Here is a 14,764-nt window from a genome sequence, read left to right as displayed (position 1 = left end):
AAAGAGGCCTGCGGGGCTTTACTATTTCTGAGTTCTGGGCTTCCGCCGAAGTTTTATGAAGATGAATGCAGCAACACACGCAGTAACAATGAAGATCATGCCTTTTTTGATTAGAGTCTGCCGTTCCTCTTTCTTGGTAGCGGCTATGCCATCACCGCCCGGAATAAGATGTATGAGACCAAGCTCTGATTTTTTATCAAGGGAAGCATTATATTCCTGGTATGTATGACCGTTTTTGATTTTAATATTTTGGAGTACCATTTCTTCAAACTGTTTTCGACTTTCTTCAAAATAATAACTTGGAGTTACAAGTATGACGCTAATATACCCTTCACGTGTTAACAAGTTTACTTTATAATATACGACTCCTCCCTGTAAAGGATCTCGCAAACCTATGGAATAGCGTAATTGATGTTTACTTTCTTCATACACAGGCTCAACATCCCAACGTAGCACGGAGGATTGATTTTCTGAGCTCGCTTTCTCATGCTGTCCTTCAGGACTCTGCTTGTAACTTTCCAGGAGTTCATCGGCATCTAATTCATTTTTGTCATGATCGTTGACATTTCCTATGTCGTGGTATTCAAAAATGACGTTCCAATACAACTGCATGTTCATGTTATAAAGAGAGCCAATTTCAGTACCGTTCGGAGGAGGAGGATTTTCTTTCATAAACCTCTTGGTATTTTCTTTATCAAAAAAAGCAAGATTTTCCGGTACGTTTAGTGAAGCTATATCCTCCAAAGATACTGTTGTAGGGCCACTCTGCCATTCAAATCCATCGGCTGAACCAAAATTTTCTGCAGCAACTTTCATGGTCGAGAATGGAAGCGAGGTAAGGAGAAGCAAGGTGAAGACGAAGGGGATACACAACTTTTTCATTTCATTAATCCTTTCAGACGATGTAAGCAGCAATTTACACCTTAGTATGTCATGCCGTTATTATCATAAGGCACAATGACCTACTGAGATTATCATAGCAATTGAATTTAGATCAAGGCATTTCTGGATATGAAGGTATATTTGCACAGTAAAACAACTGGAACAGATTGTGAAGAGCTACAAGTTGTGAGAGGCGGATAAATCTTTTATACTGGATAAGTGACTGCTCTTTGAAGAGGGGGATGAACGTGAAGGGAAAGATTGCCCTCATAACGGGAAGTGCCAAAGGTCTTGGTAAAATGACAGCCCTCAGTCTGGCGGATCAGGGATGCCACATTGCCCTTAATTATGTGCATAGCAGAACAGAAGCCGAATCGTTGCAAGCTCAGATAATCGCCAAAGGGGTGCGCTGCATTGCCGTTCAGGCGGATATATCCAAAGTAGAAGAGATGCACACACTCGTTACAGAGGTACAGACACAGCTGGGTCATGTAGACATTCTGGTGAATAATGCTGGTCCATTTGTACGAGAGCGTCGGGTGTTCGCAGATTATTCTGAAGCAGAGGTACAGATGTTAGTGCAGGGCAACCTGCTCGGGCCAATGATTCTGGATCAGCTTGTTTTGCCGGAAATGCGCCGCAAGCAGTGGGGACGTATTATTCATTTTGGCTTCAGTCACGCGGGTGAAGCAAGATCCTGGCCTCATCGTGCCGTATATGCTGCTGCCAAGGTAGGTCTGGTTTCGTTTACCAAGACTCTTGCTGTTGAAGAGGCACCTTATGGGATTACGGTCAATATGGTATGCCCTGGAGATATTCGTGGTGCAAACAAAGAGAAAATGATTGATGAGATTGCGGGCATAACTGATAAAGAAACACCAAGAGGTCGGCCTGGCAGTGGAGAAGATATTGCGCGAGTGATCACGTACCTGTGCTTAGATCATTCGGATTTTATAACAGGCAACATTATGGATGTATCTGGAGGACTTGATCCGATCCGGCCTACCATCTGATGGAATTACAAAAAAAGAGCCTCTCGCTTCTTGCGAAGCGAAAGGCTCTCTGAGGTTTATTTCGTGAAGGATTGATTAGAATACTTGTACAACTTCTTGTACACCCTCAACTTCTTCAAGAAGGGCGCGTTCAATCCCGGCTTTTAAGGTAATGGTGGAGCTTGGGCAACTGCCGCAGGCACCGACCAGTTTCAGCTTAATGATGCCGTCCTCCACGTCGACCAGTTCCACGTCACCGCCATCGCGTTGCAGGAACGGACGAAGTTTATCAAGCACATCAGATACCTCATCATACATGGTGCTTTGTGCGTTTTCGCTCATATTGTTCAACTCCTTTCCTTCCTATATTATATTACAAATGACCATAAATTAAAATGGTCAAACAAAGCAGGTGAACTGAAATGAGACCAATTATTGAATTTTGTGCTAACAATATGCATTTTGGCACGGATGAAGTCATGGATCAACTGGATGAAAATCCGGACTATGACGTGATCGAATACGGCTGTCTGACCAATTGCGGTCAATGTTATATGACACCTTTTGCCCTAGTCAATGGTGAAGTCGTAACCACAGATAAAGTAGAAGATCTATATAACGCCATTCTAGCCAAAATTGCCGAAGCGGATGCCTGGGACGCGCTGGATCTCGATTAACCGAGATGGCGTTTCGACATCCAGAGCACGCCGCTTTTCAAAATACGAGGCACTCGTCCCATCATGGATGTTTTGCCCATCAGCCCAAATCCAGCTTTCTTGCCAAGCGCGCCCAGTGTGCCGCGAAGCTTAAGAGGCTGCGGATTGGGCTTTTCGCCTTTCCAGAGGGCATGCTGAATATGAGCGATTTGTTCACCCTGAACCTCCGCAGCCTGACCACTCGGTGCATAAGGTACACTGGCACAGTCACCTACCACGTAAACGTCGGTATACTCCGGAATCTGATAGTACTCATTTAATACGACACGACCTTGTGGGTCTTTCGTTACATCAAGGTCTTGAACGACTTTCACCGGCTGAATGCCTGCCGTCCATACAACAGCATCCGTTTGAATCTGTTCATCGCGGTTGTAGATCGCGTTAGGCTCGACTCGCGAGATAGCAATATGTCCTCGTGCTTCAACCTGATGTTCGCCGAACCATTCGTGAACATAAGAGGAGAGACGTTGAGGGAATGCGGATAATACTCGTTCACCGCGATCCAGAATACTGATATTCAGATCCGGTCTGCTTTCGCGTAATTCGGCTGCCATCTCAACACCACTTAGGCCACCGCCCACAATGTGAACATGCCCATAAGCTTTTACCTCATTCAGACGCAGGTACGTCTCGCGTGTTTTGCTGAAACTCTGAATGGTACAGCTGTATTCTTCAGCACCAGGTGTATTGTGGAAACGATCCGTACAACCTAGTCCAATCACAAGCTTGTCATATTCAAGCGGTTCCTGACCTTCGAATTCAATCTGACGCTGCTCCAGATTAATGGCTGTAACCTCACCGAAACGATGTGTTACTTTCTCATTTACCGGAAAATGGATACGCAGGTCGTAATCGGATACTGTTCCTGCTGCGAGTGCGTAATATTCGGTCTTTAATCCTTGAAAGGGGCTGCGATCCACCAGTACAATTTGCGTATCTGACGGAATTTTACCTTCCAGAAGTTCCTTGATGATCGTGAGGCCGCCATAACCGCCTCCAAGAATGACGAAATTTTTCATGACTCGGCTTCCTTTCTGCATCAGTCCCACTGCTGGGGCTGTAACCTGCGGAGCAGCTATGTCCTCACATAGCTGCTCCGTGTGTTGTTTTAGTTTGAATAATTTGAATAATTCATAATGAAAAGATAAAAATTTGAAATATGTGATCACAGTTAAGCATCACTCTGATCAAACGTCCCCTCTGATTGAAGAAAGTATCGTTCTTTGATGAGTGATGCTTCTGCTGCTGTAATCCTTGCCTAGATCAATGAAACTAATCAGAGCTATTCGTAAACTTGTATTTCATTGTAGAACGTATCACGTTCTACTGGAATACGTCCCGCACCCTTAATAAGCCATATGAGCTCTTTACGTGTAAGGCCTTCAGGTGTGAGAGCACCTGCGGCATGACTAATCCGTTCGCGAACAATCGTACCATGTGCATCCGAAGCACCGAATCCAAGGGCAACTTGAGCCAGCTGTGGACCGATGTTAATGAAGTATGCTTTGATATGATCGATGTTATCCAGCATCAGTCGGCTGATCGCAATTGTTTTGAGATCCTCATAAGCCGAGTTACGACGCATAATGCTTGCGTTTTTACTTTTTGGCTGCATGGAAAGCGGAATAAAGACCATGAATCCGTTGGTCTCGTCTTGCAGTTCACGAATCTGCACCATATGATTGACACGGTCCTCATAGGATTCGATCGATCCATACAACATCGTCGTATGTGTACGCATGCCGAGCTCATGAGCTGTGCGGTGCACCTCAAGATAACGATCCACGTTGGCTTTGTCTACACGCATTTTTTTGCGGTATTCATCCGAGAGAATCTCGGCGCCGCCACCAGTCAGTGTTTTCAGGCCAGCTTTTTGCAACTCCTGCAGAACTTCTTTGATGCTCAGGCCGCTAATGCGGGTGAAGAAATCAATCTCTGCCGCAGTGTAAGCTTTCAGCGTGACATCCGGATATTTTTCGTTTAAAGCACGTAGTGAATCGACATAATATTGAAAAGGAACATGGTTGTTATGTCCACCTACAATATGGAACTCACGCACGCCTGGATGAATATGCTGCTCCACATAGTCGATCATTTCCGGACCGGATAACGTATAAGAGCCTTCCTCACCCTGGTCTTTGCGGAAATTACAAAATGCGCAGCGAGCTTCGCATACGTTGGTGAAATAAAGGCTCATGTTCTCAATAAAATAGACTTTCTTGCCGTTCTTCCGCAGATTGGCCTCATTGGCCAGCTGGCCCAAAGTCAGCAGATCATCTGTTTGATACAGATATACGCCGTCTTCTACGCTCAGCCTTACGCCGTTCTGTACTTTCTCAACGATTTCAGCCATTCTTTTGTCGGTGAACGGTGTTACCAATGTAGACATGCTGTTTCCTCCTGTTCTTTACCGGAATTCGAGTTGTGGTGTGTTGAACCAATAAACAGAAATACATAGCAAAGATGCGGTCAACTGCCGCCTTCCTGTGAAAGACTAACTCTTATTACCCGGTGCAGCGTATGCTGCAATCGAAAAGTTTATTTTTTCAAAAGGAGTCAAAGTGACTCTATATGCATTGGGGACTGAGAACCAGTCTCGAAATGTGAAAAAAATTACAACTCCATATATGACCAACATCCGAATATCTCATGACAAAATATTGACATTTTCAGAGTGACCACCTATCCATTATAAACCTCGTGCCGCAGGGGTTCAATACACTGGGAAGAAAAAGGAGTTCAGGGGGAACACGGAAGCGGGCAAACATGACTTGAGCCCCTTGACGGAGTGGAGTATAATTTGAAGGAAGAGTGATGAAAAGGAGAGTGACCTGGCATGATTAGTATCAGCGAAACGGCTGCAGACCGATTGAAAGAGATGCTTGCACAGCAAGAGACCCCTGGAATGTTCCTGCGTCTTGGCGTAGCACCGGGCGGTTGTACCGGATTTTCGTACGCCATGGGCTTTGACGATAAAGAGTCCGATGAGGATATATATATGGACATTCAGGACATGAAAGTCGTTGTGGAGAAAGAAAATGTGAAATATTTGAATGGACTTGAAATTGATTTTGAAGATTCCGGCATGTCCGGCGGATTCACCATTCACAACCCGAACGCAGTAGCTACATGCGGCTGCGGCTCATCCTTCCGTACACGTGAAGAAGCAGGGGTACCGGATAAAGATTGTTAATCTGCGAATAGTATGGGTTTGAGCGTGTCAATTCATTAAAGCGTTCAAAAAGATACAACGGTCAAGGCACATTTTTCGGCGAAGAGGATTCGCTGGAAGTGTGCTTTTTTGTGCTTTGTGTAGTTAGTTGGACAGGTACTTTAAGCCAGTCTGAAGTGGGGAGGGTAGATTACGTATTTCCGATATTGACATTTTGTTCCATGTGTAGGTATATTATTTTGTGCAAACGTTTGCAAAAATCAAGCTGATCATCAACGTATATCCCGTTGTTATACCCAATAATCGTTGGTGTATAAGAGGTTATTCATTTCTCAAATATGCAAACGTTTGTGCAAAAAGACGTTATCTTGCTTGGATAGCTCGAAGATTTTTTTAGCAGAGAATCAAAGAATCACAGGATTACAGGAGAGAGGAGGCACGATAGCAGGCTCATTTTCACATTCAAACAAAAGATTCGTTAGCAAGGCTCTACTGACTTTCAAATGAATTCAAATTCATGGTCCCCACAGGGGCAACAGATAAGGGAGGAAAAACATGAAGCTTGTGCGCAGGCTAGGCGCATTTCTGTTGGCATTATCCATCGTTGTTTCCACACATACCCCAGCAGCTTATGCTGAAATCTCCGCTTCCCATGTGTACCATAACCATATGCCGAATTTCTGGGCTTACTACGATACGGCCAAGTATGCTTCCACACCTGTAGGATCACCCATCCGATACACCTATGACGGGCAAGTCATAGAATTGAAAAAAAATCCCCCAGCAGGTTATCCGTATTTTCTGCCTGGTGGTGCACCGATGCCACATGATGATCTGGTCGCTTATTACACGCATCATGCGAAAACAGGAGCCTATCTCAGTTGGCCATGGCAAGTAGCAGGCGATCTCAAAAATAACCATCCAGCCGCAGGTATGCAGGTAACCATGTCAGGCTCCCTTCTTAACAATGTGGACAGCTTTATGTATACCAATAATGTAAACGGTTACAACAACAAATCTTGGGGTACTCCTTGGAAGAACGCGTACAACAATCTGAAAACGACCCATGGAGAACGTACGATGGACCTCGTTCATTTTTCCGGGCACCACTCCATGGGGCCACTTGCGGGTAATGAATATTTGCTCAAGGATCTGATATACCAAAATGCAGTCATGGCTCAACCCTTCTTCCTAGGGGACAGCTTCAAATCATCCAAAGGTTTCTTCCCGACCGAGCTTGGCTTCTCGGAACGCATTATTCCCGTGCTAGATCAGCTGGGCATTGAATGGTCTGTGATCGGCAACAATCACTTTTCACGTACCCTCAAGGATTATCCGTTGTTGAACGATCCTGGCAAGGATACGATGATTTCTCCACCAAATCGAGCCGATCTGCAAAACACCAGTAGTGTTGGTTCGTGGGTGTCTGCACCGATGTTCAATGAAAAACAGGTCGTGTACAACAAATACCCGTTCGCCTCTACACCGCACTGGGTGCGGCACGTGAATCCCGAAACCGGAGCAGAGAAGAAGATTGTTGGTATCCCTGTAGCTCAGGCAGAATCATGGGAAGAAGGCTACCAAGGCTCGGTGAAGGCAGATGCACTCAAACCATTTGAGGGACTAGTGGATCAGAAGCAGTTTTTTGTTATTGCGCATGATGGGGATAATTCTTCAGGCCGTGCAGGTTCTGAGGACACTTGGCGCAATGCAGGCGATGTGACTTATGCACAATCCGGGGTAAAAGGAGAGAGCATCAACGAGTACTTGCGTACGAATACGCCAAAAGCCGAGGATGTGGTACATGTGCAGGATGGCTCGTGGATCGATACGCGTGACTCCTCATCCGATCCGACATGGTATCACTGGCGTCTACCTTTTGGCATCTGGAAAGGACAGTTTGATGCGTTCAACAAAGCTACCGGTCTTCAACTGGAGCCCAAAAAGAATCTGGACGGGGTTCAGGAAGGCATGACGGTATCCTTTGAATACGGTTATCACTATCTGGAGCGTAACTTTGCCCTGGAACAGGCAGCGCTCAATTATGCAAAGACAGCCGAACAAATGTGGCTGGATGACAACCCGAACCATTGGAAACCTTCTACAGCACTGGATCGGGAGATCACCTACGAAGGCAATCAGCTGAATCCATGGATGATGGCTTACCCAGTCAAGGGAGATCCGGCAAACAATTATAAGGGTGGGGCGAACCCGGCAGAGCTGAGCTGGTATTTCCTTTTGCCAGCGCTGGATTCCGGTTTTGGATACTATGATGAAAATGTGGATGACGGTGTGAAGCCGACACTATCCTTTAATCAGTCTCTGTTTTTTTCCAAGCCATACGTTAATGGCCAGCTAACTAAGGATCGCACAGGCCCGTCAGTCTGGTGGCCGCAGCGTTATCCGTATAACCCAGGCAGTGCCAACGTCAGTAAGGCAGAGGGATGGACGCTTCATTATTTTGACAATACGTTTGGCATCTACACCTACGCTTATGATGTGAGCGGGATTCGTGATATCAAAGTGAAAGTACGGACTCATCGGGATAAGCAGGCGGATGCGAAGGATAACACTTTCCGTGTGTATGATCCGGCAGCGCTCAAAGCCAAAGGTGTGTCCAACATTGATCCTGCAAAAGTGAGCCCTTGGCAGGAATATCCGATGACCAAGCGTGATTTGAAGCCGGACATCAACGGGGTGGCTTGGCAACCAAGCAGTACAGACATGTTCAAACGTGTACCGGCTCAAGAAATCGGGGATATGTATTATACCTATTTCAACGATTTCAGGGATCAACTGGTTGATTATTATATCGAGGCTACGGACGGAAACGGCAATGTGACTCGCAGTGAGATTCAGACGGTATATGTAGGTACGGGAAAATACAAAAAGGATGCTTCCGGTAAAATCGTGGAAGACTCAAACGGAACAATCCAGGGCACACACCCGTTCCTAGTGGTGGATCAGACGCCGCCTTCCGCTCCAACCGAGGTGAAATCCACACGTGTAACGGATCGTAGTGTCACTCTTCAATGGACAGCAGCTACGGACAATGTTGGTGTCGATGGTTATGATATCTATCGGAATGGCACCAAAGTGGGCAGTTCCCAGACGACGGAGTATACAGATACCGGACTTGAACCTGCCAAAACCTACACGTACAGCATTAAAGCCAGGGATAAGGCCAATAACATATCTGATGCCAGTCAAACTTTACAAGTGCAGACACTCGTTGCAGATACTGAGCCACCAACAGCCCCCACGAACGTTGTGGTTAAAGAGTCTACTTCATCCACTGTAACTGTGGAGTGGGTAGCAAGTCAGGATAATTACGGAGTTGCGAGATACGACATCTATCGTGATGGAAGTAAAGTTGGAGAATCAACCCGACTGACGTATACCGATTCTTCTCTTGCTCCCGCAACCAATTATGTATACACCATCAAAGCCGTCGATGCGGCAGGAAATGTCTCGGCCGTCAGTGAGTCAGTCACGGTAAAGACCAAAGAAGGCAATGTGGTCACCATATATTACAAACAGGGTTACACCAATCCATACATTCATTATCGTCCGACAGGTGGAACCTGGACGACGGCTCCGGGTGTAAAAATGACGGCAGCTGAAATGCCAGGATACATGAAAATGACCGTGAATGTAGGCACAGCTACCGGACTTGAAGCGGTTTTCAACAATGGCAGCGGTACGTGGGACAACAACGGTGGAAAGAACTATCAGTTCCCTTTAGGGCTGAGCACCTATAATGCAGGGGTCATCACTCAAGGTGGGCCACAAGTAGATACGGCTCCGCCTAGCGTACCCACAAATCTGACAGTCACCTCAAAAGCTTCCGATCGTGTATCCCTTGCTTGGAGTCCATCAACAGATAATACAGGTGTAACAGGATACGAAATATTTCGGGATGGCGTCAACATTGGCACAAGCACAACAACTGCGTATACGGATACAGGTTTGAACGCTGCAACAGCTCATGCTTACTATGTTGTAGCTTATGATGCAGCGCAGAACAAATCGGCAGCGAGTGCGGAAGTCCGTGTGACGACCGATGCTGCACCAAAGAGCAATAGTGTCACACTCTACTATAAGCAGGGATACGCGCAGCCTAACATTCATTACCGTCCGGCAGGAGGGACATGGACGACACCTCCAGGTGTTCCAATCCCAGTATCAGACCTGCCAGGGTATAACAAAATTACAATTGATGTAGGTACATCGAGCGGACTAGAGGCCGTTTTCAACAACGGAAGTGGTACTTGGGATAACAACGGGGGTCGCAATTATGTATTTCCTCTTGGGGTAAGCACTTATCATGCTGGTGTCATCACATCAGGAGCCCCAGCGGGAGCAACATTTTCAAGTAATGGTGACAGCCCAGTGACATCTTTGCCAGTAGAGTTTATCCATGCTTCCCCTTGGAGATTGGGACGTAGGAGCGCCTAAGTTGATGTTGTGAAGAAGAAAGGAAAGAAAGAAGCCTTGTTTATTGAGAACAAGGCTTCTTATTATGGCATTAAGAATATTGGCAGGAGGATATTCATCTGTTTATTTTTAGTGCAAGGATCAACTGTATTCATTGTTATCTGACGAACTTCATTCCAGCTCCACATCTTTCGTGGATGTATGGTTAAAAGATAAAAGAAAACGTATTGACAAGAAAAGTTGTAACATTTATAGTTACATTATGAATTAGGGAAACAACCTTAACATAATAGGTAGTAAAAAACGATATTGAAGGAGAGATTGACGATGAAAATTGCAATTATTGGTGCAACAGGTAAAGCGGGAAGTACTATTTTGAAAGAAGCGGTAGACCGCGGGCACGAAGTAACAGCGATTGTGCGGAATGCATCCAAATTAGAAGACAAAAGCCTGAATGTATTGGAAAAAGACGTATTTGATCTGACGGCTTCAGATGTTCAGGCCTTTGATGTGGTTGTGAATGCGTTTGGTGCACCAGCAGGCAAAGAAAACCTGCACGTGGAAGCTGGACAAGCCCTGATCAACATTTTGAAAGATGCTCCTAACACTCGTCTGATCGTTGTGGGTGGTGCGGGAAGCTTGTTCACGGACGATTCCAAAACGCTGCGTGTTGTCGATTCCCCTGGATTCCCTGATGCGTACAAAGCAACAGCATCCAACCAAGGAAAGAACCTGCAAGACTTACAAGCATCTTCCGGCATTCAATGGACATTCCTTAGCCCGGCTGGTTTCTTCAATCCGGAAGGCGTACGTACTGGAAAGTACCAGTCCGGCAACGATGTAATTATGGTAAACAGTGAAGGCAACAGCTACATCAGCTATGCCGATTACGCGATTGCGCTTGTGGATGAGATTGAGAACCCGCAGCATAAAAATGAACGCTTTACTGTAGTTGGCGAAGCGAAGTAATAATTAGATATGTTTGTAAAATAAACTAAAAACAAACGGACACTTGCTTGGATAAGCGAGTGTCCGTTTTTGTTGATGTAAAATTATTTATGATCTATCAGATGTTATCTATGATTGGGCTCATTATTGACGCTTTGGCATCTTGCTCTCATCCATGTACAGCAGATTCCAGCGATGACCATCCAAATCCGCAAACCCTGCACCATACATCCAACCGTCCGTCTCTCCTGGCTTGCCAAAGATGCCTCCTCCGGCACGCTCTACATTCTGAATAAAGGAGTCGACTGCTTCTCTGCTATCAGCACCAATGGAGATGATAACCTCTGCGCTATGCGAAGTGTCCACAGCTCTGGCTCCGGTAAATTTCTCGAAAGTTGCATAAGGAAAAAGCATAATTGTAGTTTGGTCTATGGAGATCATGGCTCTCTCGCTACCAACGTTCGTCGTTTTAAATCCTATTGCATTAAAAAAAGAAGTTGCCTTTTCTACATCTTTGACCGGCAAGTTAAACCAGATATCTTGTGACATCGTCATGGCCCCCATAGAGAAAGAATTTATCTTATTATACGCTATTATGAAGAGAAGCAATGCACTTCAATGAAGTTGTGTGTTTAGACTGCTATGTATATTGTTACAAAATTGTATTTTTATAAGTATTTCTTTACTTATGTAAGGAACGAGGCGTATAATCCGTTGAGACATCAGAGATTAAATAGAGACTCAGACAGAGAACATAAAGAGAGGTATGTTTCATGAATAGCGGATTAATTAATGCCATTATTGCGTATGTCATGTGGGGAATCCTCCCACTTTATTGGAAGCTGTTTAACAACGTGCCGGCTGGTGAGATTTTGTCACATCGGGTGGTGTGGTCATTTGTATTTATGGGGATTTTAGTCGCTATCCAGCGCCGCTGGAGTGATGTAAAACGAATCTGGACCAGCCGATCAACTTTACTGTCGCTCACGGCTAGTGGACTGTTGATTGCGATCAACTGGCTGATTTTCATCTGGGCTGTGAACAACGGTCATGTGGTGGAGACTAGTCTTGGTTATTATCTGAACCCTTTGCTGAATGTGCTGCTTGCCGTCGTTTTCCTTCATGAGAAACCGAACCGGGGGCAATGGCTGGCCATTGCTATTGCAGCGCTTGCTGTGCTGATTATTACGATCGACTACGGACGTTTCCCGTGGATCTCCATTTCACTGGCTGCATCCTTTGGTTTATATGGTCTGGCTAAGAAAAAAATCAAGCAAGATGCGTCAGTAGGCTTGCTGTCAGAGACGGCAGTTGTCCTGCCTGTTGCATTAGGTTACTGGATTTATCTTGGCATTGTGGGTAAAACAACGGCCTGGACATTGCCAGCGCCAATGTTTTTTGAATTGTTGCTTTCCGGCGTTGTAACCGCATTGCCGCTGCTGTTCTTTGCACGTGCAGCTGCCCGCATGTCGCTGTCCACGCTCGGATTTGTGCAATACATCGGTCCAACGATTATGTTGGTCCTGAGCATATTTGTGTTTAAGGAAACTGTTTCTCCTGTGTTGCTGGTTGGTTTCGCCTTCATTTGGGTAGCACTTATCGTCTATGCTATTGCTTCGATGCGTGCTACAAAACTGGCGAAGTCTGTCCAGGAACAGAAAGCGATCTAATACATCATAAAAGGGTTGAAAGACTTGAATTGATCTAGTCTTTCTGATGATTAGCCTTTCCATCCTTAAGGATGAGGAGGGCTTTTTTTTTACCAAATTCACAGTCGTAAGGCAACCTGAATGATTCTTTTATTTACAAATTAAGGAACGTATGTTCTAATTGTAGGGAATGAATTTTTGCGGCGGTGGAGGTTAGGGTTGATGAAGCAACAAGGCATTGTATTCGTTGTGAGTGTATCTATTGTAAATAAAGGGAAAGTGCTGATCGTTAAGGAGAACAAAGCATCTGTTCGATACACATGGAATTACCCCTCAGGCCGAATAGAGTATGGAGAAGATGTAATGGATGCGGCACATCGTGAAGTGAGAGAAGAAACGGGTTATGATGTTAGACTAACTGCTACAACAGGTATTTACAATTTTATAAGCAGTCTTCAGCAACAGGTGGTTTTATTCCATTTTATCGGTGAGATTATAGGCGGTTCTTTGCAACTGGATACTATAGAAATTGCAGACGCGAGGTGGATTACGCCGGAAGACCTGTCTACATCGGATGTGCTGGAATTGCGCGACCGCGAAGTGATGTTGCAGATTACGGATAATATAATTACTAAAAGAGAGTATCCCTTAATGCTTTTTCACAGCATGCTATAGAAATGGAGAAAGATGTTCATGAAGTCCTCGTATTTAACCCGTGCTTTTTATTATCTGTGGACAACCCAAACAGCAGCCAATGCCGCGGACGTATTGTATATTATGGCCCTTACGGTTATGGTACTGGATCGTACAAATTCGCTTGTGTCTGCGGCACTTTTGCCATTGATTCGCAGTGGGGCTCAGTTGTTGAGTAGTTTAGTTGCACCTCTATTCATTCAGCGATTTAAGTTGCCGAGTCTACTCTTTTTTTCACAAACCGGGCAATTCCTGTTGTTCATCTGTCTGGCAGTGTACATACAGCTTAATAGCGTAGAATCCTCATTAGTGCTTGTGTTTTCGCTTATATTTGTGATGTCTTTTCTCGATGGGTGGACAACACCAGCTCGAAATGCGCTGATTCCACGACTGGTGACTCATGAACAAGGTCTACTCAAAGCCAATGGACTCATGAGCGTCAGCGATCAAGTTGTACAATTTGCAGGTTGGGGCCTAAGCGGCGTAATTGTTGCATTCATTGGATCAAGTTCAACGTTGTTAATCGCAGCTGTTATTTATGGCTTGGCAGCTGTATTTACACTTGGTGTTAAGGAACCAACGCATGGAGGGATACCAGAGAAGCGTGTGAATGCAGCAGCAGATATTTCTTCTGATCTGGGCACAAGTAGATGGCACACGTTAACCGAAGGTTGGAAGATGATATGGAAGACACCTCGTCTGCGAGTGCTTACGTTCATGGATATGATCGACATGCTTGGTGGCTCTATTTGGGTAGGTGCTTTCACGCTTGCGTTTGTGCAAGTGGCGCTTGGACAGGGAGAAGAATGGTGGGGCTTCATCAATGCAGCTTATTTTGCTGGAACCATTAGTGGTGGTTTGCTGGTACTTGCCCTAGGCAGAATCATTGGACGTCGATATTTTTCAGTTATGATGATAGGGATGGCAGGGTATGGAATCCTAACTGCCGTTTATGCTTTAAACTCACAGCCTTTTGTTGCGTTGTTCCTGGTCATGTTAATGGGGCCATTTGCTGAGCTTGCTATGATTAACCGACGTACGTTGATTCAAAGTAGTGTGGCTAATCCGATGTTACCCAAGGTTTTATCAGCTCAAGCCTCCATGATGCATCTCATATTTTGCATATCTTTGCTGGGTATGGCTTGGCTAGCTGAAATCATAGGCATCGTGAACCTCTATTTGTTTGCAGCCGTACTGACCATCTTAGCCATTGTTGCGGGGTTGCTGAATTATCGGGCTTTTCAGGATCAGACCGTTCATTACGAACGATGAAAA

Annotated in this window: 13 protein-coding genes; 8 read left to right on the top strand and 5 right to left on the bottom strand. The window is 45.3% G+C overall.

Features of this window, described 5'->3' with window-relative positions:
• Positions 1 to 21: 21 nt before the first annotated feature.
• The gene (locus MKY23_RS23155) at positions 22 to 882 is read right to left on the bottom strand and encodes a DUF2167 domain-containing protein (protein ID WP_339832514.1); all 861 of its coding nucleotides are present in this window, start codon (positions 880 to 882) and stop codon (positions 22 to 24) included.
• Between the two features lie 248 nt (positions 883 to 1,130).
• Between MKY23_RS23155 and MKY23_RS23150 the strand changes: the two genes are divergently transcribed.
• Positions 1,131 to 1,895, top strand: coding sequence for an SDR family oxidoreductase (locus MKY23_RS23150; RefSeq protein ID WP_154959690.1), 765 nt, complete (start codon positions 1,131 to 1,133; stop codon positions 1,893 to 1,895).
• A 75-nt stretch (positions 1,896 to 1,970) separates the two neighbouring features.
• Here MKY23_RS23150 and MKY23_RS23145 read toward each other — a convergent pair whose 3' ends face one another.
• On the bottom strand, positions 1,971 to 2,216 hold the full coding sequence (locus tag MKY23_RS23145) for a NifU family protein (RefSeq protein ID WP_053783253.1): 246 nt from the start codon (positions 2,214 to 2,216) through the stop codon (positions 1,971 to 1,973).
• A gap of 80 nt (positions 2,217 to 2,296) precedes the next feature.
• On the opposite strand from MKY23_RS23145, the gene MKY23_RS23140 reads away from it, so the two are divergent.
• Positions 2,297 to 2,551 (top strand): YuzB family protein, encoded by a 255-nt coding sequence (locus MKY23_RS23140; protein WP_090919554.1) that lies wholly within the window; start codon positions 2,297 to 2,299, stop codon positions 2,549 to 2,551.
• Here MKY23_RS23140 and MKY23_RS23135 read toward each other — a convergent pair.
• Together MKY23_RS23135 and mqnE are read right to left on the bottom strand one after the other, a co-directional pair.
• Entirely contained in the window at positions 2,548 to 3,609 is a 1,062-nt protein-coding gene (locus MKY23_RS23135; protein WP_090919552.1) for an NAD(P)/FAD-dependent oxidoreductase, read from the bottom strand. The genes MKY23_RS23140 and MKY23_RS23135 overlap by 4 nt on opposite strands.
• 263 nt (positions 3,610 to 3,872) lie before the next feature.
• Complete coding sequence (gene mqnE, locus MKY23_RS23130; protein ID WP_090919549.1) at positions 3,873 to 4,979, bottom strand: aminofutalosine synthase MqnE; 1,107 nt, start codon at positions 4,977 to 4,979, stop codon at positions 3,873 to 3,875.
• 447 nt (positions 4,980 to 5,426) lie between these two features.
• On the opposite strand from mqnE, the gene MKY23_RS23125 reads away from it, so the two are divergent.
• From MKY23_RS23125 to MKY23_RS23115, 3 genes are all read left to right on the top strand, one after another.
• On the top strand, positions 5,427 to 5,783 hold the full coding sequence (locus MKY23_RS23125; RefSeq protein ID WP_090919545.1) for an iron-sulfur cluster assembly accessory protein: 357 nt from the start codon (positions 5,427 to 5,429) through the stop codon (positions 5,781 to 5,783).
• A 534-nt stretch (positions 5,784 to 6,317) separates the two neighbouring features.
• Positions 6,318 to 10,220: a carbohydrate binding domain-containing protein gene (locus tag MKY23_RS23120; protein ID WP_339832506.1), complete on the top strand. Its 3,903-nt coding sequence runs from the start codon at positions 6,318 to 6,320 to the stop codon at positions 10,218 to 10,220.
• A gap of 306 nt (positions 10,221 to 10,526) precedes the next feature.
• Entirely contained in the window at positions 10,527 to 11,168 is a 642-nt protein-coding gene (locus tag MKY23_RS23115) for an NAD(P)-dependent oxidoreductase (RefSeq protein WP_154985065.1), read from the top strand.
• 123 nt (positions 11,169 to 11,291) lie between these two features.
• Here the strand turns inward: MKY23_RS23115 and MKY23_RS23110 are convergent, their stop codons facing one another.
• Positions 11,292 to 11,696: a VOC family protein gene (locus tag MKY23_RS23110; RefSeq protein ID WP_154985064.1), complete on the bottom strand. Its 405-nt coding sequence runs from the start codon at positions 11,694 to 11,696 to the stop codon at positions 11,292 to 11,294.
• A gap of 224 nt (positions 11,697 to 11,920) precedes the next feature.
• On the opposite strand from MKY23_RS23110, the gene rarD reads away from it, so the two are divergent.
• The 3 genes from rarD to MKY23_RS23095 all read left to right on the top strand — a co-directional run bounded on the left by rarD (position 11,921) and on the right by MKY23_RS23095 (position 14,761).
• Positions 11,921 to 12,817 carry an EamA family transporter RarD gene (gene rarD / locus MKY23_RS23105; protein ID WP_154959687.1) on the top strand — a complete coding sequence of 299 codons (897 nt, stop codon included), beginning with the start codon at positions 11,921 to 11,923 and terminating at the stop codon, positions 12,815 to 12,817.
• 201 nt (positions 12,818 to 13,018) lie between these two features.
• Positions 13,019 to 13,471: an NUDIX hydrolase gene (locus MKY23_RS23100; protein WP_090919529.1), complete on the top strand. Its 453-nt coding sequence runs from the start codon at positions 13,019 to 13,021 to the stop codon at positions 13,469 to 13,471.
• 18 nt (positions 13,472 to 13,489) lie between these two features.
• Complete coding sequence (locus tag MKY23_RS23095; RefSeq protein ID WP_154959686.1) at positions 13,490 to 14,761, top strand: MFS transporter; 1,272 nt, start codon at positions 13,490 to 13,492, stop codon at positions 14,759 to 14,761.
• Positions 14,762 to 14,764: the final 3 nt, after the last annotated feature.

The organism is Paenibacillus sp. FSL R7-0272, from assembly GCF_037969905.1.
Classification (GTDB): Bacteria; Bacillota; Bacilli; order Paenibacillales; family Paenibacillaceae; genus Paenibacillus; species Paenibacillus polysaccharolyticus.
This window is presented reverse-complemented; position numbering and strand designations above follow the sequence as displayed.

What these genes read in the sequence shown, in the direction of transcription:
- MKY23_RS23095 (WP_154959686.1), top strand. Translation starts at nt 13,490, where the DNA reads ATGAAGTCCTCGTATTTAACCCGTGCTTTTTATTATCTGTGGACAACC.
- MKY23_RS23145 (WP_053783253.1), bottom strand. Translation starts at nt 2,216, where the DNA reads ATGAGCGAAAACGCACAAAGCACCATGTATGATGAGGTATCTGATGTG.
- MKY23_RS23100 (WP_090919529.1), top strand. Translation starts at nt 13,019, where the DNA reads ATGAAGCAACAAGGCATTGTATTCGTTGTGAGTGTATCTATTGTAAAT.
- MKY23_RS23125 (WP_090919545.1), top strand. Translation starts at nt 5,427, where the DNA reads ATGATTAGTATCAGCGAAACGGCTGCAGACCGATTGAAAGAGATGCTT.
- MKY23_RS23120 (WP_339832506.1), top strand. Translation starts at nt 6,318, where the DNA reads ATGAAGCTTGTGCGCAGGCTAGGCGCATTTCTGTTGGCATTATCCATC.
- MKY23_RS23135 (WP_090919552.1), bottom strand. Translation starts at nt 3,609, where the DNA reads ATGAAAAATTTCGTCATTCTTGGAGGCGGTTATGGCGGCCTCACGATC.
- MKY23_RS23110 (WP_154985064.1), bottom strand. Translation starts at nt 11,696, where the DNA reads ATGTCACAAGATATCTGGTTTAACTTGCCGGTCAAAGATGTAGAAAAG.
- MKY23_RS23155 (WP_339832514.1), bottom strand. Translation starts at nt 882, where the DNA reads ATGAAAAAGTTGTGTATCCCCTTCGTCTTCACCTTGCTTCTCCTTACC.
- mqnE (WP_090919549.1), bottom strand. Translation starts at nt 4,979, where the DNA reads ATGTCTACATTGGTAACACCGTTCACCGACAAAAGAATGGCTGAAATC.
- MKY23_RS23115 (WP_154985065.1), top strand. Translation starts at nt 10,527, where the DNA reads ATGAAAATTGCAATTATTGGTGCAACAGGTAAAGCGGGAAGTACTATT.
- rarD (WP_154959687.1), top strand. Translation starts at nt 11,921, where the DNA reads ATGAATAGCGGATTAATTAATGCCATTATTGCGTATGTCATGTGGGGA.
- MKY23_RS23140 (WP_090919554.1), top strand. Translation starts at nt 2,297, where the DNA reads ATGAGACCAATTATTGAATTTTGTGCTAACAATATGCATTTTGGCACG.